Origin of the sequence: Aminobacterium sp. UBA4908 (genome assembly GCF_002398115.1) — a bacterium.
GTDB classification, from domain to species: domain Bacteria; phylum Synergistota; class Synergistia; order Synergistales; family Aminobacteriaceae; genus Aminobacterium; species Aminobacterium mobile.
The window spans coordinates 11861-37398 of record NZ_DHCG01000002.1; the positions used below are offsets into that span (position 1 = coordinate 11861).

The following is a 25538-nucleotide window of genomic DNA, read 5'->3' on the forward strand; positions in this document are numbered from 1 at the left end:
AATATTAGTCCTCCATTGAAAACTTAAAAACGTCAGGAATGGTATCCACAAAATGGAATTCAAGCCCTTGTGTCATCCAATCTTCCATTTCTTCTACATCTATTTTATTGGCGCTGGGCAAAATGATCTTCTTTACTTTTTGTCTCTTTGCCGCAAGCACTTTTTCCCGTATCCCCCCTACAGGGAGGACTCTTCCCTGTAAAGTTATTTCTCCTGTCATAGCTACCCCGGGCAGTACTTTTCTGTTGCTTAATGCGGAAAGCATGGTTACTGCCATTGTAATCCCTGCTGAAGGACCATCTTTGGGAATAGCGCCTTCCGGTACGTGTAAGTGAATATCTATGTTTTTCCAGTTGATATGGTCGATTCCCAAAACTTCAGCGTGAGCTCTAAGATAGCCAAGAGCTGTTTGTGCTGATTCTTGCATTATATTACCCAAGTTACCTGTAAGTATAATGTCCCCTTTCCCTCGCATAGAAACGGCTTCTATAACAAGAACATCTCCCCCGCTTTCTGTCCAGGCTAACCCTACGACTGTGCCAGTTTGTTTAGTTCGAGGCAGATGAACATCGTAAAGATGAGGAGCTCCAAGATAATTCTTTAAGTCATTAACTCCTACCTTTACTTTTTCTTCTACTATTTTTTCTCTCATTCCTTCTTCAACTATATGACGAGAAACTTTCCTGCATATGGTAGCCAGGTTTCTCTTCAGATTACGCACGCCAGCTTCACGAGTATAATCTGTAATTACTTTTTCCAATGCTTTAGGCGTTAGTTGTAAATTCTCCGTCGATAAACCATGTTCTATCAAAAGTTGAGGCAGAAGATGTTTTTTAGCGATGTGAATCTTTTCTTCTGCAACGTAGCCAGGTAAACGAATCACTTCCATTCGATCAAGAAGTGGCGCTGGAATTGTATGGGTTACATTGGCAGTTGTAATAAAAATAACATCGCTTAAATCAAAGGCAGCCTCAATATAGTGATCGGCAAATTCTTGATTCTGTGAGGGATCGAGAACTTCCAGAAGAGCTGCAGCAGGATCCCCTCGAAAATCTTGGCCGATTTTATCAATTTCATCCATAAGCATAACAGGATTTTTGGTTCCTGCTTGGCGCATCTTTTGGATAATTCGCCCTGGCCGAGCCCCCACATATGTACGTCTGTGCCCTCGTATCTCTGCTTCGTCCCTTACCCCCCCTAAAGAGAAGTTTACAAAACGTCGCCCTAGAGCCCTTGCTATGGATTGGGCAAGAGATGTTTTTCCTACCCCGGGAGGGCCTACGAAACAAAGAACTTGCCCCTTCGCCTGTTTTCCTGCTAAAAGACGTACGGCTAAAAACTCGAGAATACGTTCTTTCACCTTTAAGAGTCCATAGTGATCCTCATCTAAAATTTTCTTTGCTCTTTTCAGGTCAAGGTTTTCTTCGGTGTTCTTTTCCCACGGCAAAGCCAGAATCCAATCTAGATATGTGACTAATACACTTGCCTCTGAGGATATAGATGGCATTTTAGAGAGGCGATTTGCTTCTCCAAGTGCTTTTTTTCGAACATCTTCAGGCATAGGTGTCTCTTCTATTTTCTTTATGTATCCCTGGGAATCGGAGAAAGGGTCTTCATCCCCTAATTCTCCCTGTATAATCTTGAGCTGCTCTCGAAGATAGTACTCGCGATGACCTTGTTCCATTTTCTGCCGAACTTGTTCCTGTATAGATTGTTCCAACTCGAGCAGGTCAATTTCTTCCATAAGCGTCTTTATGAGTTGTTTCATATATCGTTCTGGTTCAGTTATTTCTAGAAGCGCTTGTTTCTCCTCTGTTTTTATTCGAAGATGAGATGCAACTATATCTGCAAGTTCACAAGGGTTTTCTATGTTCATTACAGCAATTACAATTTCCTTGGGTATCTTGGTATGAAGAGAAACATACCGCTCGAACAGTTCATAAATGCTTCTTTTGAGAGCCTCATAATTTTCTGTTTGATTCTTTTCCCAAAGGACAGTTTCTACCTCTCCTTCAGTGCTTTCAGCACCTTTAATATATTCGCAAAGACGCCCTCTTTGTTGACCCTCTACAAGAACCTTGACACTCCCGTCCGGGATGCGGATCATTTGAAGAATACGGCAGGTAGTTCCTGACGTATATAAATCCTGAAAATCGGGATCTTCTATGCTTAAATCCTTTTGAGTTACGATAAAAAGAGGTTTTTCCTCTAGTTTCGCTTTTTCAACTGTTTTGAGAGAGCGTTCTCTACCGACATAGAGAGGCACTATGACGCCTGGAAATATTACTATGTCTCGTACAGGTAGAACATAATATCGTTCCGCCTTTTGTGAAACGATAGACATCGATTAGGCTACCTCCTCTTTCCCTTTTAGTTTGATAATAGGAGATGTGCCTTTTTCCACGGCATCTTTAGTTATGATTATTTTTTCTACTTCTTTTGACCGGGAAGGAATTTCGTACATGAGATCAAGCATGATAGATTCCATAATCGATCGTAGTCCTCGAGCGCCCGTGTTTTTTTTACGCGCCAGAGTTGCTATCGCTTTAATAGCGTCATCTTCAAAAGCTAAATTCACGCCTTCTATTTCGAAAGTTTTTTGATACTGTCGTACCAATGCATTTTTCGGTTCTACAAGAATACGTGCCAATGCTTCCTCGTCTAATTCTTCCAACGGTACTATAACGGGGAGTCGGCCAATCAACTCTGGAATAAAACCGAAAGACATGAGGTCTTCTGGTTGAACTTGCTTCATAAGCTCATATTTACGTCGGTCTTGAGCGCTAAGAACTTCTCCTCCGAAACCGATCATTTTTTTGTTAACTCTTCGCCCAATAATATCTTCTACCCCATCAAAAGCGCCTCCGCAAATAAAGAGGATATTAGTGGTATCGATTTGAATAAAGTCTTGATAGGGATGCTTGCGCCCCCCTTTCGGGGGTACATTAGAAAGAGTTCCTTCAAGAATCTTAAGTAGGGCTTGCTGAACCCCTTCGCCAGAAACATCTCTGGTAATAGATGGCGATTCAGATTTACGAGTTATTTTATCAATCTCATCAATATAAATAATGCCTTTTTCTGCAGCAGCAACGTCATAATCAGCAGCTTGCAGGAGTCTGACGAGAATATTCTCTACATCCTCCCCCACATATCCAGCCTCGGTTAAAGTTGTGGCATCTGCCATAGCAAAAGGAACATTCAATTTCCTGGCAAGGCTCTGAGCTAAAAGAGTTTTGCCAGATCCTGTAGGGCCAAGAAGAAGGACATTGCTTTTTTGTAGTTCCACATCATTTTCATCTCGCGGAGCGCTAATTCGCTTGAAATGATTGTAAACAGCCACAGAAAGCGTTTTTTTTGCATCTTCTTGACCAATAACGTATTGATCTAAAAAAGTTTTTACCTCAACTGGTTTGGGTATTTCTTTTAGAGAAAGAGTAAATTCTGGACTCTCTTTTACAACTCCCTCATTTGTCTCTTCGTTGAGGATCAGGTTGCACAGATGGATGCACTCGTCACATATATAAACTCCAGGTCCAGCTATGAGTTTACGTACTTCCTCTTGTCCTTTTCCGCAAAAGGAACATCGTAAAACATCTTTGTTGCCGTCTTTCCCTTTATTGTCAAAAGTAACCATTCTTCTAACCTCCTTAAAGCTGGGGGCATCAAACAGAAACAAGGGAGCACCGCATGAGGGCTCCCTTTCTAAAATCTATAGGCCGCTATTACGGGAAAGGCTTATACTCTGGACTGTATAACTTTATCGATGATCCCGTAGGCAACCGCTTCATCTGCTGACATAAAAAAGTCTCTTTCAGTATCGGCCTTAATTTTTCTTCGAGTTTGCCCCGTATGTTTAATCAGTATATCATTGAGACGCTCACGCAGCTTCAATATTTCTTTGGCATGTATTTCTATATCTGTTGCCTGCCCCTGCGTTCCGCCAAGAGGCTGATGTATCATGATTCTGGCATTGGGAAGAGCTATTCGCTTTCCTGCCGCTCCGCCAGTAAGAAGAACCGCTGCCATACTTGCAGCTTGACCGATACAAATGGTCGACACAGGGCACTTGATATATTGCATCGTATCATAAATAGCCAACCCTGCTGAGACCACGCCCCCGGGGCTATTTATATATAAATTAATGTCTTTATCTGGATCTTCACTTTCTAAAAACAATAGCTGTGCTACAACTGTATTGGCTATATTGTCATCGACAGCATCACCTAAAAAAATGATTCTGTCTTTTAAGAGGCGACTATATATGTCATAAGCTCTTTCGCCTCGTCCGGTTTGTTCAATCACCATTGGTATGAGCATATCTTCACCACCTACTCTATTTATTCCAAACGCTCACCTCGGTGCGTGTTTTTATGATTATTCAGCCTTTTCTTCTTCAGCAGGAGAAAGCTTTTCCACTTCCTTTACTCTAACTCGGTTTAATAGTTCTTTTACGGTTTTCCTATATCGAATCCTGTTGCCCATCTCTGTGATTCTATTTTGATCTTTAAAAACAGCGCGAAGTAAATTATCCGTACTAAGCTTGTATGCAGTTGCCAAAGGAGCCAGTTCTTCTTCAAAATCAGACTTCTCCACAGAAATGTCAAATTTACTTGCTAAAGCATCAAGAACAAGATATTGAAGAACAACTACTTCTGCCTGTTTTTTAATCTTCTCTTCATATTCTTCCGGGCTCATTCCAGATGCTTGTAATACATCATTCATACTTTTCTGGAATCGTTTCTGAGCTTCTTCTGCATCCTTCTTTTTCGTACCTTCCATCTGGCGGCGGACGAGCGTCTCAGGCAACTCCACCTGAGCTGTTTCCGAAACTTTTGCTATAGCCATATTTTCTGCCATAGTATCGCTTTCCTGCATCATCCGATTCTCTAGATGTTTTCGAACTTCTCTGTGGAAAGCGGCCTCATCTGCTACAGGTTCCCCGAGCATCTTTTCAAAAAAAGCCTCGTTAAGTTCCGGTTCTTTTTTCTCTTTTATTTCTTTAACCGCCATGTCATAGCGAATTTCTTTCCCAGCTATGCTTTTATCGGAATAGTCCTCTTCTACTTTTACAGTAACAGAGACTTTTTCTCCCGTTTCGCGACCAATCAAAGCGTCTTTAATCTCTATTCGCAGTTCGTTTAATTCTAAGTCTACGTTAGCGTCAGCCTCTTCGTGGCTTTTTTCTACATTGCCTTCAGCATCAAGAACGCTCGTAACATATCCAATAGTCACTACGTCACTTTGCTGAGCAGGTCGCTGAACAGTTTCGAGCTCTGCATTTTGCTTTCGCATAGTCTCTATAGACTCTTCCACCATTGCATCGGTAACGTTTACTTTCAACTTCTCTATCTCTATCTCCTCAAGATTGGGCAATTCCACTTCAGGAGTAACTTCAAATTTTAAAGTAATGGAAACATTGCTGCCCTCTTCTATCTTATCGACGTTGAGTTCCGGCTCTGCAATAAGATCCAAATCGTAGTCTTGCACAATCTGGTCAATAGCTTCAGGAACCAAAGACTCCAAAGCTTCTGCATAAATTCCCTCTTTCCCCAATCTCATTTCAAGAATGTTACGAGGAACTCTTCCCCTTCGGAATCCAGGGACGTTCATTTTCTGGGAAAGTTCCCTAACAGCTTTATTGACGCTTTCCTGGAACTCCTTCGCGTCGAATTCTGCCTTTATGGTGACAAAATTTTTTTCTTGAGATAATAATTCGGACCTCATATTCTAGCAACCCCTTTCAACTTACGGACAGCATTCCGTAGTATAGCACACCAAGATCTATCTATAATACACAAAAGGACAGACCTATCGAAATAGAAGGTCTGCCTATAGAAACTGTTACGCATTGTACACGTTTATTTCCCTTATTGTAAAGGTTTATAAAAAAGAAAAAGGCAGCACTTTTTTGGCGCTGCCTTTTATTGACTTCAAGTTTGAGGAATAGATTTTACTAAAGCTTTACGACATTAGCGGCTTGTTCGCCTTTTGCTCCCTCTACTATGTCAAAAGACACCCGCTGGCCTTCATCAAGAGTCTTGAAACCGTCTCCCTGGATTGCACTGAAATGAACAAAGATATCTTTCCCATCGTCGGTGGTGATGAAGCCATAGCCTTTCGCCGCGTTAAACCACTTGACTGTTCCCTGAGTTGTCAAAATGTTGCCTCCTAGAATCTTTTACATGTATTACTGATGGCGCCTATCAGCAAAATTACAATAAAGTATTTATAAATAGCTGTCAAGTGCCGATAAACACGGTTTTTAGGGTGAATTGATTTTTTTCAGAAACCTTTCTAGCAGATGCCGCGTTCCTTGTTTCCGGAAAGCTATGGGTGGGAAACTTAATAATATCAGACGTAACCTTGTCTTCAAGAAGAGAATACAATACATCTTGTCTCTCTAGTAATGGCCACCATAATATTGGCCCCGGTACCACATTGGGGGCAACTCCACACATTCCCCTTTCTATTTCGACCATGGGAAAGACTCCTTTCTGCTTTCTCTTATAAAGCGGTTATGAAGGCGAGAGGCTACTTGTTTTGCCTTCTGGAAAATTTCTTCCTGGTCTAGCAGAAAGAAATTTCCATCTTTCCAAAGAATTTTACCGTCACAAACAGAAAGAAAAGCTTTCCCTTGTTCTGCGCCATAGATAAGATGTGCGATGATGTTGTTTTTGTTTATAGTTGTTACAGGCCGATAATCAAGCACTGCTACATCGGCTGGTTCCCCAATTGCGAAGACACCTTGAAATCCCCAATATCTTTCTCTGACCAATCGGGGCCATTTCCATATGAGAGCTTCTATTTTTTCGAAGGGCTCGGGACTATGAGTAGCGGTAATGACGTAATTTCGGTAAGAAGATAAAATGTCGTCTGATAAACCATCTGTCCCAATAAGAAATTTACTGATCTTCTGGCGATCCATATTCCCTACTCTATTATTAGCGTTAGATTCGGGAGTTGTAATAACCCATGGCGAGAAGTCTTTTAATATGGCATAGTCGTAATCTGAAAGATGAAGGCAATGGACAAGAAAAGAATCACAGGATAACAGACCCAGGGCTGCCAATCGATGGATGGGCCCTTCATAACCGAGATTTTGACAAAAGAGAAGATCGTCTTGGGACTCTCCACAATGTATATGAATAGGTAGATATGAAGGTTTTTCTTTTTTCACAAGATGTAACGTCTCTTCTGAAAGTGTGAAGTTAGCGTGGAGTCCGAGCATTCCCTGAAGTTTCGTATCTTTCTTATGCTCTCTCCAGAAGGAAAGATTTTCATCAAGCTGTTTCATTATAAAATCTCTACCTCCGCGTTCTGTCATTTCATAGCATAAAACACCTCGAATTCCACTTTCTCGAAAGGCCGCAGAGATAGTATTTAAACTCCCTTTTACATGTCCTAAGGAAGAGTGATGATCGAAAATAGAGGTTACTCCAGCTTGGATAGACCTCATAATTCCATATAGAGCAGAATAATAAATAGACTCTTCATCAAGAACAAAATCCAACGGCCACCAAAGATTTTGTAAAATCCCAGTAAATGTGGATGTTTCCCCTAAAGGTTGTAACCCTGTAGCCAGAGAGGAGTAAAGGTGATGATGAAAGTTTGTGAATCCCGGAACAATAAGGCGTCCTGCTACATCTATAACTGGGGTGTCAGGCCATTTTTTTCGAAGAGGTTCATAAGACCCCATATCTATAATGACTCTGTTTTCGATGAGAAGGGCTCCGCATGTATAGAAAATATCACCGTCTGTAAGAGGACCATTAGCGACAATATAGCGATGAAATTTCATGTCTCTATCCCCTCTTTGGGCTCGCCTTTCTCCAAGAAATGGGCCGTCTCTTTAAGAAAATGAGTATCCACAGATGTCCTCCTTACAATCCCTTCACGATTTCTAAAAGGTTACGGCCAGTAATTTTTTCTATTTCTTCTTGAACCTCCATTGCTTTTTGTAAACGTTGTAAGGCTTTTTGGGAAGCTTCTCCACATCTCCCTCTGTCAAGGTACTCTCTCATTCGTTTTTCGAGAGGCACTACAGAGAAGTTTTTTACAAGTTTGTCAGAAATGTATAGGATTTTAGCTTCCCATGAATTTGTCTCTCCCAAGAGGTCCGTATGGCTTCCTACTAGTTCTCCTATTTGACTAAATCCCCATTTAGACAAAAAAAGTCTACCAACATCTGCATGGCGAAAACTCTTTCGACAAATATCGTGAAGAAGGGCGGCTTTTAGCACTAATTGAAGATCACATGGAACAAAATGGGGAAGTTCTGATGCTATGCGTAGAGCGACTTTCTCTACAACAATGCAATGATCCCTAATTTTTTTAGGGGTTCCTGCTAAAGCGAAGAGCTCGGTACATTCTCCTTGGGAAGGAATATGTCGTGTTCCATAAAGCTCAGAGAAAGCTGCGAAGTCAGAGGAAGTATTTACATCATACAATATAAACTGATCAGGGACAAAACATTCTTGGGCAGCCTCTCCTTTTAAAAGATCAGCGAGGCTGTTTCCTCTATTCCGCTTAAGAATTTTAGAAATCATTCCAGAGGAAATTAACGAAGGATGCCCTCGCTTAGATTGAAAAACGGGGTAAAGAAGGAAGCTCGTGTCTTCCCAGAGAGTGAGCATATGGTGAAGTGTAGATGAACGCACTAAGGGAGTATCTGAAGAATGAAGAAAAAATGCTTTTACATCTGAAGGAATAGCTTTAATACCTTCTATGACAGAGGCAAATATGCCTCGATGACAGTTTTTATTAAAAAGGGACATACGCTTTAGAAACCGGTACCCGTTCTCAACCAGTTCTCCTTGGGGCCCAGTTACAACAAAAAGACGGGATATACCTGCATCTCGATAGGCTGTTACGATACAATGGATGAAGTTTTGCTTACTTAGCGAAAGCAAAGGGTTGCATGTCCCCATGCGACTTGAAGAACCATCAGCTAGAATAATTGCAGCAAAGTGGCCTTCCGTATCTGCCATGCCTTCCCTCCAGGGTGCAGATATTTGTTAGTATTATACGAAGCGTCAGAAAGGAGCGTAATAGAAAAATGGTGCGAGAGAGGGGACTCGAACCCCTACGGAGAAATCCACTGGATCCTAAGTCCAGCGCGTATACCAGTTCCGCCACTCTCGCACGAAAAGAAAGACATAAAAATGGTGGACCGTACAGGAATCGAACCTGTAACCCCCTGATTAAGAGTCAGGTGCTCTGCCAATTGAGCTAACGATCCTTATCATATTGCTAAGGAGGCTATAACGGGGGAATAATACCATTAAAAACATGAGATGTGAAGAGGGGGCAGGGAATAGTCTGCTCAGTAAAAGGCGCCTACATGAAGCTATAATAAACAAATATTAAAGGGAGGGGGAGGACTATTGCGTTTATCTCTCAAGTCTCTTGTTATGGCATTTCTAATGGCTATTATCATTTTTTCCATTCCATGGGTATGGGTTAATATCGAATCTATTGCTGTGAAAACTGCAGCTGGCGATATAGCCTTTTTTCACACGGCATTGAAGCTTTGTAAACTCTTATGGGCTTTGTTTAAGGAGTATATCCCCTATATTTTTACTCTTTACATTATTACAGCAGCAGGTGTTATTTTTTTGGAAGAACGAAACCCTGACCGAACAATAGCCTGGCTCTTAGCTTTAGGTCTTCTACCAGGTATAGGCTTTATTTTCTATTTTTTGTTTGGCCCTGATCCCAAGCGAAGAGCGGTTTTTAAAAAATATAAGAAAAAACGGTTCTACCAGTCCACCTTTTCAGAACAACTTCCAGAGAAAGAAATTTATACGAATGATATTGTCCCCAGCAAACTTGTTTGTCTACTAGAACAAACGGCTCACTCGAGGCTCTCTCATTGGAATTCTCTTGATATGCTCCTTAACGGAGAGAATGTCTTCCCCGCTATAGAAGAAGCCTTAGAGAGGGCGCAACGATATATTCATTTGGAATATTTTTCTATAGCTAAAGATGAGACTGGCCTTAAGCTTTTCGAGATACTTAAAAAGAAAGTTCGAGAAGGGGTTCCTGTACGGGTTATTTATGATAGCGTGGGCAGTTGGCGTTTAGGAAGAAAATTTATAGCAACGTTGCGGAATGAGGGAATCGATATTCAACCTTTCTTACCTGTTTCTTTCCCTATGATACGGCGAGATCTCAATTTTAGAAATCATAGGAAAATTGTTGTAGTAGATGGAGAGGTTGCATTTACGGGTGGTCTCAATGTTGGTGATATGTATTTGGGGCGTAATCGCCATATGGGGTTTTGGAGGGACACCCATGTGCGCATAAAAGGAGAAGCTGTGGCAGCCATCCATGAAATTTTCTTAAATGATTGGTTTTTTTGTACGGGACAGACATTGTCCGAAAAAGAAACATTCTGGGATAGCAAAGGTATACCCGATACCCCTCTCCCCATGCAGATAGCTGCAAGCGGTCCAGACTCGAACTGGCGAGCTATTCTACAAGGTTACTTCCATCTTTTCACTATGGCTCAGAAACGCATTTGGATAACAACTCCTTATCTTGTACCAGATGAAAGCTTGAAAATGGCTCTGACAACGTCAGCATTGAGTGGGGTGGATGTTCGTATTATAATCCCGTCTCGTGCCGATCATCGAATGGTTTTTTGGGCAACTCGATCTAATATTGACGATCTTTTAGCGGCAGGAGTCCGTATCTTTGCCTATCAAAACGGATTTATTCACTCTAAATTAGTCATGGCAGATGGGAAATGGCTTTCTGTAGGAACAACTAATCTCGATAATAGGAGTTTGGATATTAATTTTGAAGTTCAGGTTTTTGTTTACAACGAGAAGAAAACTAGAGAGTTTGAAAAACAATTTTTGCTGGACATGGATCAATGTTTGGAGTTTAACTTGCGTCACCGCATGGAACGACCAATTTGGGATCGCATTCGGGAATCTTTGGGAAGACTCTGGTCCGCTTTGTTATAAGTTTTGTTTATAAAAAAGGAGACAGGTATTATTGATAAAGATTAAACGTTCAGAGGGTGGGTTTATAGGGGCATATATTACTCTCTACGTAGTATTGTTCCTATTTTTTTATCATTATTTTCGTTTTAAAGGTATACCTCCTCTCTCATGGAACACTCTCTTTTGTATATGGAGCAGCGGTGCCTTGCTTATGATGGCTCCCATAATTCCTCCTCGGTGGCGCTTCTCTTCTCTTCGTTATATACATACAGCTTTGGCGTGGGTCGGGACTATAGGATTAGCCTTCGGGCTTTATTTTGTCCTCGCTTCTCTTGTCATAGACACAACTGCTTATATCTTTTCTTTATCATGGGAGCCGCCTTTACCCCGGTGGGATCTCTGGCTGGCTTTTTGTACGGCATTTTTTATTTGTCTCTATGGGTATAAAGAAAGCATGGCCGTTCGAGTAGTAAGTATTCAGATTCCCACAGAAAAGTTGCCTAAAGAATTCTCTCGTTTCCGTATTCTCCAAATCTCCGATTTACATCTGGGAATTCTTATTAATAAAAAGATGTTACGACAAATTATGAAGCAGATACAAGAAGAAAACCCTGATGTAATAGTTTCCACGGGGGATCTATTGGATGGTGAAATAGAAGATGTAGAGACTATATCTCAGATGATGCTCCACTATCATCCTCCATATGGGAAATTCGCTGTAACTGGGAATCATGAATTTTATGCCGGAATTGAGCACGCCCTATACTTTACCGGCAAAGCCGGTTTTCATGTGTTACGAGGAAAAATTGTGGAGGCAGGTCCAATATATATAGTGGGAGTAGACGACCCAGGTGGACGTTTCCTTAAAGGGCAGCCAGAAGTTGAAGAAGATCAGCTGTTAAAAAATATCTCTGATCGTCGCTTTACTCTGTTATTAAAACACCGCCCACTCCCCCATAGAGGCGCAGTGGGGATGTTTGACTTACAACTTTCCGGGCATGTTCATCGAGGGCAATTATTTCCATTCATGGCCTTTACTTGGCTTTTCTACCGTCATACAAAGGGTTTATTAGATTTAGGGAAAGGATCGTTGCTTTATGTAAGTCATGGAACAGGGACGTGGGGGCCCCCAGTTCGTGTTCTGGCATACCCCGAACTGACAGTTATCGATCTCGTTTCTAGATCGAGCAAAGAGGGTAAATAAAAATAAAGGCAGCCTCTATTTCAGAGACTGCCAGTTTATTTCTTTATGGTGGACCGTACAGGAATCGAACCTGTAACCCCCTGATTAAGAGTCAGGTGCTCTGCCTATTGAGCTAACGGTCCCTTTTCTTAAGTGGCGCGCCCGGCAGGAGTCGAACCCGCGACCTACGGATCCGAAGTCCGTCGCTCTATCCAGCTGAGCTACGGGCGCGTGCAACTTTATTTTAAATGGGGTGAGCGAGGGGACTTGAACCCCCAACCACTGGAGCCACAGTCCAGCACTCTAACCAATTGAGCTACGCTCACCGTTTCAAGTGGCGCGCCCGGCAGGATTCGAACCCGCGACCCACGGCTTAGAAGGCCGTTGCTCTGTCCAACTGAGCTACAGGCGCTTTTATTACTAGGACTAAATGGAGCGGGAAACGGGATTCGAACCCGCGACCTACGGCTTGGAAGGCCATCGCTCTAGCCAGCTGAGCTATTCCCGCTCGTTGCAACGAAGTTGTCTTCGTTCAGCACGGGAAATACTACCATATGACCGGCATTCCTGCAACCTTTTTTTGAGCCTGTTTTTTAAAGAAATAAGGTGTAGGCCGTCGCTGTAGAATTCTCTAGACCCCATCTTATGTTGAGATGTTAGGCGAATCTACAACTGACATGAATAATAATGATTGAGGTAGAATTAAGATAATACGTTGCAGTTACAAGGCCGTCTAAACTCCCGCTCTAAACTCCTGCGATGAGAGAAAGTATTTTAGCCACAAAAAGACCTCCCCACGTGCCCACAACATATCCCATAAGAGCCATAAGGACTCCTATGGGAACTAAAGTTTCCTTGTATGCCGCTGCAATAATGGGAGCTGCTGCAACTGCTCCAATATTGGCTAAACTTGCTACAGCACACGTAAAAAGATCAAGCTTGATAATTTTAGCTATGATAGCCATAAGCAATGCATGGATTCCTAGAATAACAAAACCGGCTGCTAAGTAGTAAGGGGCATCAGTGAGTTCTTTAAAAGAGGCTCGGGAAGCGATAAGGCAAATAATAATGTAGAGCATGGTTAGAGATACAGGAGATGAACCAGGGATGCTGTTCATGGGTGTCATGGCACATAAGATGCCGAGGAAAGTTGCTACGATGATAGTAACCGTACTTACCGACAGGAAATCGCTCTTCCCAAAAATGTTAATAAGCATAGGCGATATAACTGAAGCAACATGACTTGATATGGCAGAAACAAAAAGGCCGGAACCTACTAATAGGGCTAAGTCTGCTGTTTCCATTTTCGTGCGAGTATTTTCTTTGATTTCAGAAAGCATTGTGCCTACAGAATCAATGAGGGAAGTATCAGTTTTCGTCCATTTGTTGAAGATTTTTGCATAGGGAACAGTAGCAAGGAGAAGAATAACCCAGATAGAATAGTTTACATTATCTACGAGAAGTGTATATCCCATAGCAGAGTCGCTGATGCCCAGGGCCCCCTGAATGGCCACCATATTGGCTGTCCCTCCTATCCAACTTCCAGCCAAAGCTCCCCATGTTTTCCACGATTCTGGAGGGAATCCATTTTTCATAAGGAGAAACATCACCACGAACCCGACCATAATGGTGATAGTTGCAGAGAAAAAACCGATGAGCATCCGAGGGCCTAGTTTGAGGATCTTTCTTATATCACATCGCAGCAACATAACGAAAATCATCGCAGGGATAAGATTGCCCCTTACTACTCGATAAGTAGCCTTAATGCTGTCATTATTTTCCCATAGCCCGACTGTAGCAAAAATCATACATGAAAGGTAAAGAATAACAGGAGGTGGCACATACTTGAAAAACGTGGAGTCCTTAAATTTCATTTCTAAAGCTGAGACAATTCCAGCAAAACAAACCAAGAACGCAAAATATGTGAAACCATTGGTGATCACTATAAACCCCTCCTTATAACGAAATATTGAGACTGCTTTTGGAGTTGAAACTTCAACAAAAAAATCCAACAGTTGCCGGCACTTACACGCCAGTAACCGCTGGATTTTATCCCCTGATATCCGTGAGCCAAACTCAAACGAACGTTAAGGACAAAGCAGCTCTATCTTTATTATGTTTTTCGTGGAGCAGTGACCTCTTTATACTTCTTTATTGCGTCTCGGTATGCTGCAATAATGGCTTTTTGAGAAGATCCAAAATATCGTGCCTGCACATCAGAAACAATAATCTCTTCATCTTGAACCAAACGACGTCCTAAAAAAATACCCTGGACAAAACTTTCCGTCACTTTAAGGGTCATAGAAACACCACAATCAAGAATCTCTTCTGTATCCTTCAACAAGATGAAAGAGATAAAAAACGCACCAAATTGTTGATTAATCGGATTTAAACTAGTCGTTTGGGAGTTCCCTACTATGAGAATAGAGTTCTCCGGATATTTTGTATTATTCGACATAATGAAATTTTACCATGCCCTTATCGTTTCTGTCTACCTTGCTAAACTTCTAAAGACGGATCTCGAATCATTATGTTATAAATTCAACTGTCAATTGAACAAAATGCAACTCCCCCCTATTTGAGGTAAAATAAATAAAAAGTTTTTTGATTTTTTAAGCGAAGGGGGAATATTTATGGTAGTGTTGCTTGTAATTCTTGCCTTTATAGTCCTCATAGTTCTTGGGGCCATTTCTATTTATAATAGACTTGTTCGTCTGGACAATCTGAAAAATGAAGCTTGGAGCGGTATTGATGTGCAGCTTAAACGACGCTTTGATCTTATTCCCAATCTTGTGGAAACGGTAAAAGGATACGCTACTCATGAACAAGAAGTTTTTGAGCGGGTCACAGAAGCACGAGCGTCTATAACTAGAGCCTATACAGTTAGGGAACGAGCGGAATCAGAAAATATGCTTTCTGGAGCGCTCAAATCTCTTTTTGCGGTGGCAGAAAATTATCCCACCTTGAAAGCAAATACAAATTTCCTTCAACTACAAGAACAACTTTCTTCTCTGGAGAATGATATCCAAATGTCTCGTAGATACTATAATGGTGCAGCTCGAGACTACAATATTGCTATCTCTACATTTCCTGCAGTGCTCATAGCACGAAACTTTGGCTACGGGAAAGCTGATTACTTTGAAGCAGCAGAAGAGACACGAACAACACCCCAAGTATCATTTTGATATTCTCAGTATGAAGAGAGGGCTTTTTGTAAAAGGGCTTTATAAAGCTGTCCTTTCTTTCTTTTTGTTTGTCTTTCTGGCATTTCCAGTGAGAGCAGAAGAAAAGATTCTTTTGTTTTCTTCTGCTGCCGCAGTAAAATCTGATTCCTCTCTTGAAGTGAGAGAAAATATTACAGTAGCTGTGGAAGGCAAAAGTATTCGGCGGGGGATATTTCGCGATTTTCCTACTATCTATAAGGGAGCGTCAGGGCGAACTGTGCGCGTAGATTTTTGGGTGAAAGAGGCGCTACTTAATGGTAACGAGGTTCCTTATAGAACTGAACCTCGTTCCAATGGAGTTCGCATCTATTTGGGTGATCCTGATAAGCTTGCACCTTTAGGGACGCAAACCTATTCTCTTTCTTATGTAACAACAGGTCAAATTGGTTTTTGGGGAGAGTACGATGAACTTTACTGGAATGTTACGGGCAACGATTGGGCATTTCCCATAGAAAAGGTAATTTTTTCTGTTACCCTTCCCGAAAAGGTCTCTTTTCTATCGGTAGATATTTATACTGGCTTCCAAGGCGAGAGAGGAAAAGATGCTAGGCTTCTTCCTGACGGATCAGTAGAAACAACAAGGCGTCTTTTGCCAAATGAAGGTCTCACGGTGGCTTACTCATGGGCTAAAGGCGTAGTATTCCCTCCAAAGCAGCCCCTTCGATATACTTTCTTCGATAAATTCGGCATCTGGTTTTTTTTAGTCACACCTCTTCTCCTCTTAACTTATTATGTGATAGTGTGGCGACGATGGGGAAAAGACCCCCTTCGGAAACCGGTAATCCCCCTCTTCTATCCTCCCGAGGAGTTAGGCCCAGGATTTTTAAGATATGTAAAGCAAATGGGAATGGATAATGTTTGTTTCACAGCCGAAATTCTTAATCTTGCTGTAAAAGGCTTTATTGTCATAGAGGAATTAACTTTAGAGGAAGCAATGGAACGTTTGAGACAAGTAGGAGAGAACGGTGTTCTCAAGGGAATCGTAGCTCTTTCTTCTAAATTGGCTGGAAGACGATATTCATTAAGACTTGTAAAGGAACGAGCTCTTTTTGAAAATTTTTCCTCAGAAGAAAAAATCCTTCTCTCTAGCCTCTTTGGTAACGGGAGGGAGGAATTATTGCTTCGGCAAAGTAATTATAAAATTTTAGAAGAAGCTCGCGAGAGGTTGGAGCAATATTACAGACAGTCTGCAAAGCCGCTTTTCTCAAAGAATACTCTCCTGTGGGCCGGAGGTTTTTTTATTCCCCTCTCTTTCTTTCTACTTCTCAGATGGGGTGGACAAATTCAACTTGCAGCTTTCTTAATGGGAGGGACAGGAGCACTTATGGTCATTGGTTCTGTTATTTTATCTGCTTGGAGAGGATTTCATAGAAAAAGGCGATTTATACCCCAAATTATTACTATTATCATGCTTTCATTATTTTTTTCTAGCCTTGCGGGGAGTTTCTTGTTTACACTGAGTAGTGCGAAAAAATCTATGCTTTTACTTCCTCTAGCCATTGCGGCTATAGCTCTTGTTTTTCGAAAGTTAATAACAGTTCGGACAGAGAGAGGCAATGATATCCTTGGTGTAGCTGAGGGACTTGCCATGTACATAAATACAGCAGAGCGGCACCGACTAGAAATGTTCAATCCTCCGGAGGAAACACCGGAAGTTTTTGAGCGCCTGCTTCCCTACGCTTTTGCCCTCGATGGAGCAAAAACATGGGCAAATCGATTTAATGAGTTACTTCGGAAAAAAGAATATCATTCCACATGGTATGTGGGGAAAGACGCTTCTATTTTTTATACCGGAGAAGGAATATCTGATATCACATCATCTGTGGCTAATTCCATCGCCTCGTCTTCTGTAGTGCCGGGCTCTTCTAGCGGAAGGGGTGGCGGCGGTTTCGCCGGTGGCGGTGGCGGCGGTGGTGGTGGTGGTGGCTGGTAGGCCCCTCCCTTTTTTCTGGCAATAGCAGTTAAAGGGGCTCTAAAAAGTACAAACAATTGAATTGACAATACCTCTGAAGAAAGATATATTCCTCATTAAATACAGGAGGAAGTAAAACAATTGGGATTTATTGTTACTTTCTTCAAATCTAAAAGGGAGGGTCTTAATTGAAAAAGTTCATCGTTTTCTGCCTTGCCTTATTCTGTATGCTTACGGCTTCAATGGCTGCTGCTGATTCTCCGTCTCAGCTTCGTTTTATGGCGGGACCTCCGGGAGGCAACTGGTTTGCTCTAGGTGGTGCCCTAGCTGATCTCTGGTCCCATGACACAATCCCTACGACGAGTATCACAGGTGGTGCTGTTGCCAATATTATCAATGCTGATAAGGGCAAAGGCGATCTGGGTTTCTCTAATACGTCCATGGTTGCCGTAGCCCAGAAAGGCGCTGGTGCTCCTTTCGAAACTCCCGTTGACAATGCGACGATCTTAGCAAACCTATACACTCAATATACCTATTTCATTGCTCGCAAAGATTTTGTAGAAAAACATAACATAAAATCCTTGGATGATCTGGTAGCTCGGAAAATCCCAACTCGTTTTGCTACGTTGAAGACTGGTACAGGATCTGAGTTCATCGTCAATGGCATTTTTAAGTCTGGCTTTGGGCTTGACTACCGCGAAGCTCTTAAAGAATGGGGTGGCTCTGTAGAGTATGCTTCTTACTCTGGTGGAGCAGATCTCATTGCCGATAATCATCTAGATGTATTTGCCTTCTCAGTGGGCAAAATTGCTTCTATTGTTATGCAAATTGAGAGCCAGACCGATATCGTTATATTGGGAATGGAACAAGAAACTCTCGATAAGGTGGGATCAGTCTACGGTACTGTAACATTTACGGTAGATCCTGGTATCTATAAGTCAGTTACCGATACGCCTATTAAGGTGGTAGGAGACTACACCTGTATCGTGGTACGTAACGACTTGGATGAAAAAATTGTTTATGATCTCTGCAAAACAATGTATGAAAACCAAGAAACTCTATCTAAGGCTGTTGTAGATATGAAGGAGTTAAATCCTGCGACAGCAATTCCTGCAGCTCCTATTAAAAGTCATTCCGGAGCTATGAAATATTGGGCAGAGGTCGCTGCGAAATAAAATTAGGGGATGTTGCACATTCTTGACAACTAAAGGCGGGCTTCAAGCCCGCCTTTATCGTTCATGTTTTGTTGGAGAGGAGGTTGTTTTTTAATGAGAAAACTTGATGGCATTGTGGCAAAGGTTCTATATGTCTACATTCTAGCTATGGGATTTTTTCATCTCTACACAGCTGTTTTTGGATCTTTTGAGGCCTACCTCCAACGGGCAATTCACCTCACTTGGGTGTTGCCTATGGCTTTCGTGATCTATCCCTTCAAATCTTTAAAAAAAGGCCAGCTTCCTGAAACAAAAGTCCCTTGGTACGATTGGATATTAGCTGTAGCATCAGCTATTCCGGGTTTGTATATTGTAATGAACTATGAACAAATCATGATGCGCATGCAGGGTGTTGACGATCTCACTGCTGTCCAATTAGTTCTTGGTACGTTACTGATCATATTGTTATTGGAAGCAACGCGCCGTATTGTAGGGCTGCCTCTTGTGATTGTAGCAGTGATTTTTACAGTCTATACCTACGTATGTGACGCTAGTTTTCTCCCTACAGCACTTCGTGGTGTCCCTACAGAATTTGATAGGATCATAGAAGGGATGTTTCTCACAGATGAGGGAATTTTCTCGTCATCTTTGGGAGTATCAGCAACTTTCGTTATGATCTTTCTCATTTTTGGTGGGTTCCTTGAAAAGAGTGGTGTCGGCGAATATTTTATGGAGTTTGCACAAGCCTTTACGGGAACAGCAGCTGGAGGTCCCGCGAAAATAGCTGTGGTTAGCTCTGCTCTCTTTGGATCCATTTCTGGCTCTGCTGTGGCTAATGTCTATGCTACAGGTTCTTTTACAATTCCTTTGATGAAACGTATTGGCTATAAACCCCATTTTGCGGCTGCTGTGGAAGCTGTTGCCAGCTCTGGAGGACAGCTTATGCCCCCAATTATGGGTGCAGGGGCATTTGTTATGGCTGCCCTTTTAGGTGTCCCGTTCAACAAAATCATGGTTGCTGCTATCCTCCCCTCTTTATTCTATTATGGAGCAGTACTCTTAATGGTTCACCTCGCTGCCGTGAGAGATGGGCTTAAGGGACTTCCTGCAAAAGATCTTCCCTCTAAAAAAGCTGTACTCAAAAAACTCTACATGATGTCACCAATTGTTCTCTTAGTTTATATGCTTCTAGCGGGATATACCCCAATGTATGGGGCTATTTCGGGTATTGTTTTGGCATGGGTTATGTCTCTTCTCGACCCCGCCAAACGCATGGGGCCTAAACAAGTTATAGAGGCTATTCACGATGGAGCCAAAAATATCCCTATTATTTGTACAGCATGTGCCTCTGCAGGGTTAGTAGTTGGTTCCGTGGCTTTATCGGGCATTGGGTTTAAGTTTGTCGGTGCTGTTATTGGAATTGCTCGTGGAAATTCTTTCCTAGCATTGATCCTTATCGCCTTGGTTTCTCTAATTCTTGGCATGGGGTTGCCTACTACTAGCGCATATATTCTTGGAGCAGCGTTAGGTGTACCGGCCCTTGTGAAAATGGGCTTTCTGCCCTTAGCAGCACATCTATTCGTATTCTACTACGCTATTGTATCCAACATAACTCCACCAGTGGCTCTTGCTGCTTATGCTGCTGCATCCATCGCAGATTCGTCACCTAATAAGACAGGTTTTACAGCCTGTAGATTAGGTATCCTGGCTTTTATTGTACCTTTTGCCTTTTGTTACGATTCAGGCCTTATCCTTCAGGGTTCTTTGATGGAGAACCTTATGTCTGTACTTAGTGGCGTAGGGGCACTTACTGGAATAGGATTTGCTTTGACAGGTTATGCTCGTGGACCTCTACCTTTATGGCATAGAGCCGCTTTTGTTGTTTCTGCTCTCGCAGCCCTTTATCGACAACCTTTAGTCTCTATAGTTAGTGTGATACTCACATTAGTTTTATTTTTGTTTTCTAGACCTAAACCTATTGAAGTTTCCAATTAATACGTCCTGTAAGTAAACATAAATGCAGGAGGATGGCATAAAAGAGCCACTTCCTGTATTTATGTTTTGTGTTAATAGTTTCTTATACTGGCAAAGTCATGACATCCAGAGGATTTATACGAAGCCCGACACTGTCTCCTTCAGAGAATATGGGGATGTCTCTGGAATAAGGTTCAAAAGCATGAATGAGGTTGCCTGGTTCTATTTCTATAGCATATTCCATTTTATCTCCAACAAAGACCCTGCTCAGCACTCGTCCTTTTAATATAGAACCCTCAGGAGGGCCTAAACGAACAGACTCGGGCCGAACTACAAGAGCCACTTCTTCCCCTTCTTTAAAGCGTTTTTTTTCATTGTTACGAATAGCCATTACATGCCCGTAAATAAAAACATCCATTTCTTTATCTCGAAAAGCCTTGACCTGCCCCTTAAATATGTTGGCCTGTCCGATAAAGTCAGCAACAAAAAGAGTTGCAGGGTTTGCATAGAGTTCAAAAGGAGTGGCAACTTGTTCCACTTTCCCCTTATTGAGGACTACAATTCTATCAGCTATAGAGAGGGCTTCCTTTTGATCGTGAGTAACGTAGATACACGTGATACCCAGTTTCTTTTGCAACTGACGAATTTCAGCGCGCATATATATTCGTAGTTTCGCATCGAGGTTGGATAGGGGTTCATCCATTAACAAAACGTTAGGATTAGTAACAAAAACTCGAGCCAAGGCTACGCGTTGCTGTTCTCCACCTGAAAGTTGGTTAGGGAAACGATTTTCAACTTCTTCAAGTCCTACCATATGAAGGACTTGAGCTACAAGCTTTTTCCTCTCTTCTTGAGAAACACCCCGAATTTTCAATCCATAAGCCACATTATCGAAAATATTCATATGGGGGAAAAGAGCGTAATTTTGAAAAACGAACCCAATCTTTCGTTTGTTCACTGCCATTTCGGTGATATCTTCCCCATCGATCAAAACGCGCCCTTCAGTAGGTCTCTCAAAACCAGCTATCATTCGCAAGATCGTTGTTTTTCCACAACCAGAGGGGCCTAATAACGTAACAAGTTCTCCAGATTTGACATGAAGATTAACGTTATCTACTGCTTTAAAAGCTTCTTTTCCTCTGTGAAAAATTTTTGATAAATTGTGGAGAGAAATGGAGAGAGACATTTCTTACGGCCTCCTCAACTGACGGTAATAATTTGGGTAGATGATATGAAACAAAACTGCTATAGCCCCTATAGCGATAAAGACAATAAGTACTAGAACTACTGAAAAGGCTGCTGCCTGAGCGAAGAGAAGTTCAGTAATACACTCAAGAATACGGATGGTCAGCAAGCTCCAACGCACCGATACTAAAAATATTGTGGCACTGACAGCTGTCATGGAAACCACAAAAAGGTAGCGCATACCTGTGATAACTGCGGGCATAATCAATGGCAGTGTTACCCTGAAAAAAGTTGTAAATCGAGAAGCTCCAAGGCTTAAAGAAGCCTCCTCTATAGAAGGATCTATTTGCTGCAACGATGCTATTGTAGCTCTTATTCCCGTAGCATCATAACGAGAAACACAAAGAGCAACAATAATAGACATGGTACCGGTGAGCACTATGGGGCCCGAGTTAAAGGCTACGGCATAAGCAATACCTATAACTGTTCCGGGCAAGACGTAGTTTAGGAGGGACGTAAACTCTAATGTTTTTCTCCAAGGAAGATCTTTACGATTTATCAAGTAGCCGGTAGTTACTCCTATGGCACTACCAATAAAGGTCGATATAACAGCTATAAGAACTGTATCTTTTACAGCTTTCCACCCTACCGTGAAAACATAGACATAGTTTTCTAGGGTAAAGCTATTATCTACCCCCCACACTTTCATTAAAGATCCTAAAAAGATAATGGAATAGAGGAATATTATAAATAACGTTATAGCTGAAATAATTATCAACATAAGTGTCTCTGCAAAAAATCCGCCTCCCTTGACAACAGAAGGGGCTCCAGCTTTACCTGTAATTGTTATATAACTACGTTGCTCCACCCAGTAGTGTTGCAGCAAATATACTAGAAGAGCGGGGACCAACAGTATAAAAGAAATGGTGGCTCCACCCTGGATATCGTACATGCCCGTAATCTGCAAGTAGGCTTGAGTAGTTAGTACTGGAAAGGTATGATCTGCCATTACTAGCGGTGTGGCAAAATCTGCCAGAGAGCTTCCAAATAAGAGCAGGAAAGCATTAGCAAGCCCTGGTATGCTCAGTGGTAATGTTACAGTTCGGAAAGTCCCCCATGGAGTATTGCCCATGCTCATGGCAGCATCTTCTAAGTTAGGGTCAATGGCTTTGAGCACTGCGGTAAGAGTCAAAAATGCTACGGGGAAATATGTGAGAGTTTCAGCTATCCACGTTCCCCAAAAGCCGTATATATTAAAATCTGGTGCGTGAAGTAATTTCAATAACAAACCGTTAGGCCCTAACACCATAGTAAGAGCAATGCTGCTCGTAAAAGGTGGTGAAACAAAAGGAAGCACAACAACAGCTCCCAAAAACCACTTGACAGGTCGGGGCAAGGGTATCCTCGTTACTGCGAAAGCAAAGAGAAATCCTATAAAGGTTCCTGTAGTGGCCACAGCCGCAGCTAGTGCGAGGCTATTAAAAAAGGCTTTACGATTGTACCAGCTCGTAAGTACCTTTATCAGGTTTATTAAGCTTGCTCCGCCATCAGTGGTAAAGACTATATAGATCAACCGCACTAATGGGTAGAGTACGAAGAGCCCTAAAAACCCCCATAGCCCTACCCAAAGTGGTACGAGTGCGGGATCAAGTCTTGTAGATTTATCGAAGGACCTCATTTATCCAGCGCTCAACGAGGCGATCGCGGTTATCTCCAGCCCACTTAATATCTAGGGGGAGCACGTTAACCTTCGACATATCCAGCCCTGGATTAGAAATTTTCACATCGGGATTGCTGGGAATCAGATTGATTTGGCTTCCCTCATAAATTCTCTGCATCCGTTCTGTGGAGGCCCAATCCAGAAATTTTTTTGCAAGGTCTGGACTTTTAGCTCCCTTTACAAGAGCCATAGCCTCTATCCCAGCTACAACACCTTCCTTGGGATAGCTAATAGTCACATCGTAGCCTTTCTGTTGCATTTCAAGGGCATCTACAAGGAAGAAGATGCCACCTGCAGCCTGTCCTCTTGCTATAGGCAATGCACCACCGGCACCGCTTTTAGTATAGATTTGAACGTTGTCGTTGAGTTTCTTCTGGTATATATAAGCTTCATCTTCGCCCATAGCTTCGATAATACTAAGAATACGATACATAGCAGTTCCAGATGTTCTGGCATCAGCCATCTGAAGCTGGCTCTTGTATTCTGGGCGGAGTAGATCTTGCCAAGATGTGGGGGCTTCCACATTGTGATCTTTTAAAAATTTGGTATTGAACATAAAGCAGATAGGATCTATTGCAACACCAGTCCAATATCCATCAGTATCTTTAAATGTGTCTGGAATACGTTCGGCCCCTTGTGGCTTATAAGGCTCAAATAGCCCCTTAGGAATGCCATTGACGAAAGCTTCAGCCATATTCCCAAAAACAACATCGACCTGAGGATTTTTCTGCTCTGCTTCCAGCCTGGCTTGCACTTCTCCAGAAGAAAATCTCATCCAATTCACTTTAATGCCTGTATCTTTTGTAAAAGCACTGAATATTGCTTGAGCATATCGCTCAGACCATATGGTATACGCATTGAGTTCTGGTTGCGCTGCTGTAGCAATGCCCGATAAGAGAATAGTTCCTAAAATAGCGAGGGTAACTACTTTACCCATAACACCGTTCTTTTCCATGTTGCACACTCTCCTCTTTGTCTATTGTTTCTATAAATTTAATATAGCGGTTAACCCTCTTACTCTCTATATCCAGATATGGGCTAAAAAACAAGGAATGTGGCTCTATCAAGGCATGCTATCAAAAAAGTTTTTTAAAAAGTTTGTCTCTCTTCTTCTGAAAGGTAATCAACTCCTGCTAGGGATTCTATATGATGACGAAGTTCATGAATAATAGTATCCTCTATTTCCTTTCCCCATTCTTCTAAAGAAGCGCCCTCTAATATGTCGACAAAAGATCCGTAATAAAGAAGGATGGTCTTCCCCATAAAGGGATCCTCCACATATTCCCCCATTATCAGACTTTCAGCCTCTTCTTTTTTCTCGTCAAGAACAATAATTCCTCCGTTAAGCTGCTTAAAAAGCTCTCTTGGCAATTCTTCCACGATCTCATTTGTCGTTTTACGAAACTTATTAATATTCATGTCTGAATGCCTCCAGAAGGATTTTTTAAAATTATATCCTATCTCCTCGTTAATCTTGACAATGCCACTTTAAGAAGATAATGTTGCCAATAATATTCTACAAATTAAACATCGCATGAAGGGCGGATATTACTTCTTCAGGGAAGGGGCCTCTGTCCTGAAGAAGCTAACCAAAAGGGGGGATGTAACCGTATGTTTAAAGAAATGAGACGTAAAGACCGGGAACTTTCTAATAAAGAGGCTCTGGCACTGCTTGAATTGGGAAACTATATGGTGTTTTCTACCCTTTCGCAGGACGGATATAGTTATGGGGTTCCTCTCCATTATGTTTTCATAAACAACACCATATATTTTCACTGCGCTATGGAAGGGCACAAACTTGAAAATGTCGCCCACAACGACAAAGTGTCAATTTGTGTGATTGGTAAAGTTGAAGTAGTGCCGGAAAAGTTCGCTACGAACTACGAGAGTGTCATAGCTTTCGGAAGGGCTAAAGAAATACTCGGCGAAGAAAAAGAATGGGCATTGAGCGCCCTCATCGCGAAATATTCACCGGAGCATATCTCTGAAGGGAGAGAATATATAAAACGAGCTTCCGACAAAACAAAAGTTATAGGCATTACTCTTGAAAGGATTACCGGAAAGGCTAGAAGGGGCTAAAAGTTAATATCTTTAAAGGGCTTTAGTTTTTTAGTCGGATGTTGTAGGTTACGGGGGCTATCCCTTTTTGTGAAAGGTGTTTCAGCAGGCAATCACGACAAGCGTCGCTCGGCGCTGTGGGGTATCTTTTGAAAAAAGCCTAACATTTTCGACGTATC

At 42.0% G+C, this 25538-nt stretch carries 21 protein-coding genes and 7 tRNA genes; 7 read left to right on the plus strand and 21 right to left on the minus strand.

What is annotated here, in order from left to right; all coding sequences use genetic code 11:
• Positions 1-4 precede the first annotated feature (4 nt).
• The 10 genes from lon to B4J50_RS00905 form a co-directional block, all read right to left on the minus strand.
• A complete protein-coding gene (gene lon / locus B4J50_RS00860; protein WP_286847571.1) occupies positions 5-2344 on the minus strand; it encodes an endopeptidase La in 2340 nt (779 codons plus the stop codon).
• Between the two features lie 3 nt (positions 2345-2347).
• Positions 2348-3634: an ATP-dependent Clp protease ATP-binding subunit ClpX gene (gene clpX / locus B4J50_RS00865; RefSeq protein ID WP_286847572.1), complete on the minus strand. Its 1287-nt coding sequence runs from the start codon at positions 3632-3634 to the stop codon at positions 2348-2350.
• Positions 3635-3735: 101 nt separating this feature from the next.
• Positions 3736-4317 (minus strand): ATP-dependent Clp endopeptidase proteolytic subunit ClpP, encoded by a 582-nt coding sequence (clpP, locus tag B4J50_RS00870; RefSeq protein ID WP_286847573.1) that lies wholly within the window; start codon positions 4315-4317, stop codon positions 3736-3738.
• A 57-nt stretch (positions 4318-4374) separates the two neighbouring features.
• The gene (gene tig / locus B4J50_RS00875; RefSeq protein WP_286847574.1) at positions 4375-5724 is read right to left on the minus strand and encodes a trigger factor; all 1350 of its coding nucleotides are present in this window, start codon (positions 5722-5724) and stop codon (positions 4375-4377) included.
• A gap of 229 nt (positions 5725-5953) precedes the next feature.
• Positions 5954-6157 (minus strand): cold-shock protein, encoded by a 204-nt coding sequence (locus B4J50_RS00880; RefSeq protein WP_024822274.1) that lies wholly within the window; start codon positions 6155-6157, stop codon positions 5954-5956.
• An 82-nt stretch (positions 6158-6239) separates the two neighbouring features.
• Entirely contained in the window at positions 6240-6479 is a 240-nt protein-coding gene (locus B4J50_RS00885) for a hypothetical protein (RefSeq protein WP_286847575.1), read from the minus strand.
• Positions 6467-7798, minus strand: coding sequence for an amidohydrolase family protein (locus B4J50_RS00890; protein WP_286847576.1), 1332 nt, complete (start codon positions 7796-7798; stop codon positions 6467-6469). The genes B4J50_RS00885 and B4J50_RS00890 overlap by 13 nt, the downstream gene beginning before the upstream one ends.
• A gap of 82 nt (positions 7799-7880) precedes the next feature.
• Positions 7881-8987, minus strand: a complete 1107-nt coding sequence (locus B4J50_RS00895; protein WP_286847577.1) for an NTP transferase domain-containing protein — start codon at positions 8985-8987, stop codon at positions 7881-7883.
• 69 nt (positions 8988-9056) lie between these two features.
• A tRNA-Leu gene (locus B4J50_RS00900) sits at positions 9057-9141 on the minus strand.
• A gap of 21 nt (positions 9142-9162) precedes the next feature.
• A tRNA-Lys gene (locus tag B4J50_RS00905) sits at positions 9163-9238 on the minus strand.
• A gap of 172 nt (positions 9239-9410) precedes the next feature.
• Here B4J50_RS00905 and cls point away from each other — a divergent pair.
• Both cls and B4J50_RS00915 read left to right on the plus strand, forming a co-directional pair.
• Positions 9411-10970: a cardiolipin synthase gene (cls, locus tag B4J50_RS00910; protein WP_286953879.1), complete on the plus strand. Its 1560-nt coding sequence runs from the start codon at positions 9411-9413 to the stop codon at positions 10968-10970.
• Between the two features lie 190 nt (positions 10971-11160).
• Positions 11161-12153, plus strand: a complete 993-nt coding sequence (locus tag B4J50_RS00915; protein WP_286847579.1) for a metallophosphoesterase — start codon at positions 11161-11163, stop codon at positions 12151-12153.
• 46 nt (positions 12154-12199) lie between these two features.
• On the opposite strand, the gene B4J50_RS00920 is transcribed toward B4J50_RS00915, so the two are convergent.
• The 7 genes from B4J50_RS00920 to B4J50_RS00950 form a co-directional block, all read right to left on the minus strand.
• A tRNA-Lys gene (locus B4J50_RS00920) sits at positions 12200-12275 on the minus strand.
• 11 nt (positions 12276-12286) lie between these two features.
• Positions 12287-12363: transfer RNA gene (locus B4J50_RS00925), tRNA-Arg, on the minus strand.
• An 18-nt stretch (positions 12364-12381) separates the two neighbouring features.
• A tRNA-His gene (locus B4J50_RS00930) sits at positions 12382-12458 on the minus strand.
• 9 nt (positions 12459-12467) lie between these two features.
• A tRNA-Arg gene (locus B4J50_RS00935) sits at positions 12468-12544 on the minus strand.
• A 19-nt stretch (positions 12545-12563) separates the two neighbouring features.
• A tRNA-Gly gene (locus B4J50_RS00940) sits at positions 12564-12640 on the minus strand.
• A 238-nt stretch (positions 12641-12878) separates the two neighbouring features.
• The gene (locus B4J50_RS00945) at positions 12879-14075 is read right to left on the minus strand and encodes a DUF819 domain-containing protein (protein WP_286847580.1); all 1197 of its coding nucleotides are present in this window, start codon (positions 14073-14075) and stop codon (positions 12879-12881) included.
• Between the two features lie 170 nt (positions 14076-14245).
• Positions 14246-14590, minus strand: coding sequence for a DUF3870 domain-containing protein (locus B4J50_RS00950; protein ID WP_024822267.1), 345 nt, complete (start codon positions 14588-14590; stop codon positions 14246-14248).
• A gap of 175 nt (positions 14591-14765) precedes the next feature.
• Between B4J50_RS00950 and B4J50_RS00955 the strand changes: the two genes are divergently transcribed.
• The 4 genes from B4J50_RS00955 to B4J50_RS00970 all read left to right on the plus strand — a co-directional run bounded on the left by B4J50_RS00955 (position 14766) and on the right by B4J50_RS00970 (position 20417).
• Entirely contained in the window at positions 14766-15317 is a 552-nt protein-coding gene (locus B4J50_RS00955; protein ID WP_286847581.1) for a LemA family protein, read from the plus strand.
• Complete coding sequence (locus B4J50_RS00960; protein WP_286953880.1) at positions 15271-17289, plus strand: DUF2207 domain-containing protein; 2019 nt, start codon at positions 15271-15273, stop codon at positions 17287-17289. Before B4J50_RS00955 ends, B4J50_RS00960 begins: the two co-directional genes overlap by 47 nt.
• Before the next feature lie 167 nt (positions 17290-17456).
• Entirely contained in the window at positions 17457-18443 is a 987-nt protein-coding gene (locus B4J50_RS00965) for a TAXI family TRAP transporter solute-binding subunit (protein WP_024822264.1), read from the plus strand.
• A 93-nt stretch (positions 18444-18536) separates the two neighbouring features.
• Entirely contained in the window at positions 18537-20417 is a 1881-nt protein-coding gene (locus B4J50_RS00970; RefSeq protein ID WP_286847583.1) for a TRAP transporter permease, read from the plus strand.
• 82 nt (positions 20418-20499) lie between these two features.
• Here B4J50_RS00970 and B4J50_RS00975 read toward each other — a convergent pair whose 3' ends face one another.
• From B4J50_RS00975 to B4J50_RS00990, 4 genes are all read right to left on the minus strand, one after another.
• The gene (locus tag B4J50_RS00975; protein ID WP_286847584.1) at positions 20500-21582 is read right to left on the minus strand and encodes an ABC transporter ATP-binding protein; all 1083 of its coding nucleotides are present in this window, start codon (positions 21580-21582) and stop codon (positions 20500-20502) included.
• A gap of 3 nt (positions 21583-21585) precedes the next feature.
• Complete coding sequence (locus B4J50_RS00980; protein ID WP_286847585.1) at positions 21586-23259, minus strand: ABC transporter permease; 1674 nt, start codon at positions 23257-23259, stop codon at positions 21586-21588.
• A complete protein-coding gene (locus B4J50_RS00985; protein WP_286847586.1) occupies positions 23243-24256 on the minus strand; it encodes an ABC transporter substrate-binding protein in 1014 nt (337 codons plus the stop codon). The genes B4J50_RS00980 and B4J50_RS00985 overlap by 17 nt, the downstream gene beginning before the upstream one ends.
• Positions 24257-24390: 134 nt before the next feature.
• Positions 24391-24720 carry a metallopeptidase family protein gene (locus tag B4J50_RS00990; RefSeq protein WP_286847587.1) on the minus strand — a complete coding sequence of 110 codons (330 nt, stop codon included), beginning with the start codon at positions 24718-24720 and terminating at the stop codon, positions 24391-24393.
• Positions 24721-24912: 192 nt separating this feature from the next.
• Here B4J50_RS00990 and B4J50_RS00995 point away from each other — a divergent pair, with 192 nt between their 5' ends.
• Positions 24913-25380, plus strand: a complete 468-nt coding sequence (locus B4J50_RS00995) for a pyridoxamine 5'-phosphate oxidase family protein (RefSeq protein WP_286953882.1) — start codon at positions 24913-24915, stop codon at positions 25378-25380.
• Positions 25381-25538 lie beyond the last annotated feature (158 nt).

Coding starts and splice junctions, on each gene's coding strand:
- lon (WP_286847571.1), bottom strand. CDS start 2,344: ATGTCTATCGTTTCACAAAAGGCGGAACGATATTATGTTCTACCTGTA.
- clpX (WP_286847572.1), bottom strand. CDS start 3,634: ATGGTTACTTTTGACAATAAAGGGAAAGACGGCAACAAAGATGTTTTA.
- clpP (WP_286847573.1), bottom strand. CDS start 4,317: ATGCTCATACCAATGGTGATTGAACAAACCGGACGAGGCGAAAGAGCT.
- tig (WP_286847574.1), bottom strand. CDS start 5,724: ATGAGGTCCGAATTATTATCTCAAGAAAAAAATTTTGTCACCATAAAG.
- B4J50_RS00885 (WP_286847575.1), bottom strand. CDS start 6,479: ATGGTCGAAATAGAAAGGGGAATGTGTGGAGTTGCCCCCAATGTGGTA.
- B4J50_RS00890 (WP_286847576.1), bottom strand. CDS start 7,798: ATGAAATTTCATCGCTATATTGTCGCTAATGGTCCTCTTACAGACGGT.
- B4J50_RS00895 (WP_286847577.1), bottom strand. CDS start 8,987: ATGGCAGATACGGAAGGCCACTTTGCTGCAATTATTCTAGCTGATGGT.
- cls (WP_286953879.1), top strand. CDS start 9,411: ATGGCATTTCTAATGGCTATTATCATTTTTTCCATTCCATGGGTATGG.
- B4J50_RS00915 (WP_286847579.1), top strand. CDS start 11,161: ATGATGGCTCCCATAATTCCTCCTCGGTGGCGCTTCTCTTCTCTTCGT.
- B4J50_RS00950 (WP_024822267.1), bottom strand. CDS start 14,590: ATGTCGAATAATACAAAATATCCGGAGAACTCTATTCTCATAGTAGGG.
- B4J50_RS00955 (WP_286847581.1), top strand. CDS start 14,766: ATGGTAGTGTTGCTTGTAATTCTTGCCTTTATAGTCCTCATAGTTCTT.
- B4J50_RS00970 (WP_286847583.1), top strand. CDS start 18,537: ATGAGAAAACTTGATGGCATTGTGGCAAAGGTTCTATATGTCTACATT.
- B4J50_RS00975 (WP_286847584.1), bottom strand. CDS start 21,582: ATGTCTCTCTCCATTTCTCTCCACAATTTATCAAAAATTTTTCACAGA.
- B4J50_RS00980 (WP_286847585.1), bottom strand. CDS start 23,259: ATGAGGTCCTTCGATAAATCTACAAGACTTGATCCCGCACTCGTACCA.
- B4J50_RS00985 (WP_286847586.1), bottom strand. CDS start 24,256: ATGGAAAAGAACGGTGTTATGGGTAAAGTAGTTACCCTCGCTATTTTA.
- B4J50_RS00990 (WP_286847587.1), bottom strand. CDS start 24,720: ATGAATATTAATAAGTTTCGTAAAACGACAAATGAGATCGTGGAAGAA.
- B4J50_RS00995 (WP_286953882.1), top strand. CDS start 24,913: ATGTTTAAAGAAATGAGACGTAAAGACCGGGAACTTTCTAATAAAGAG.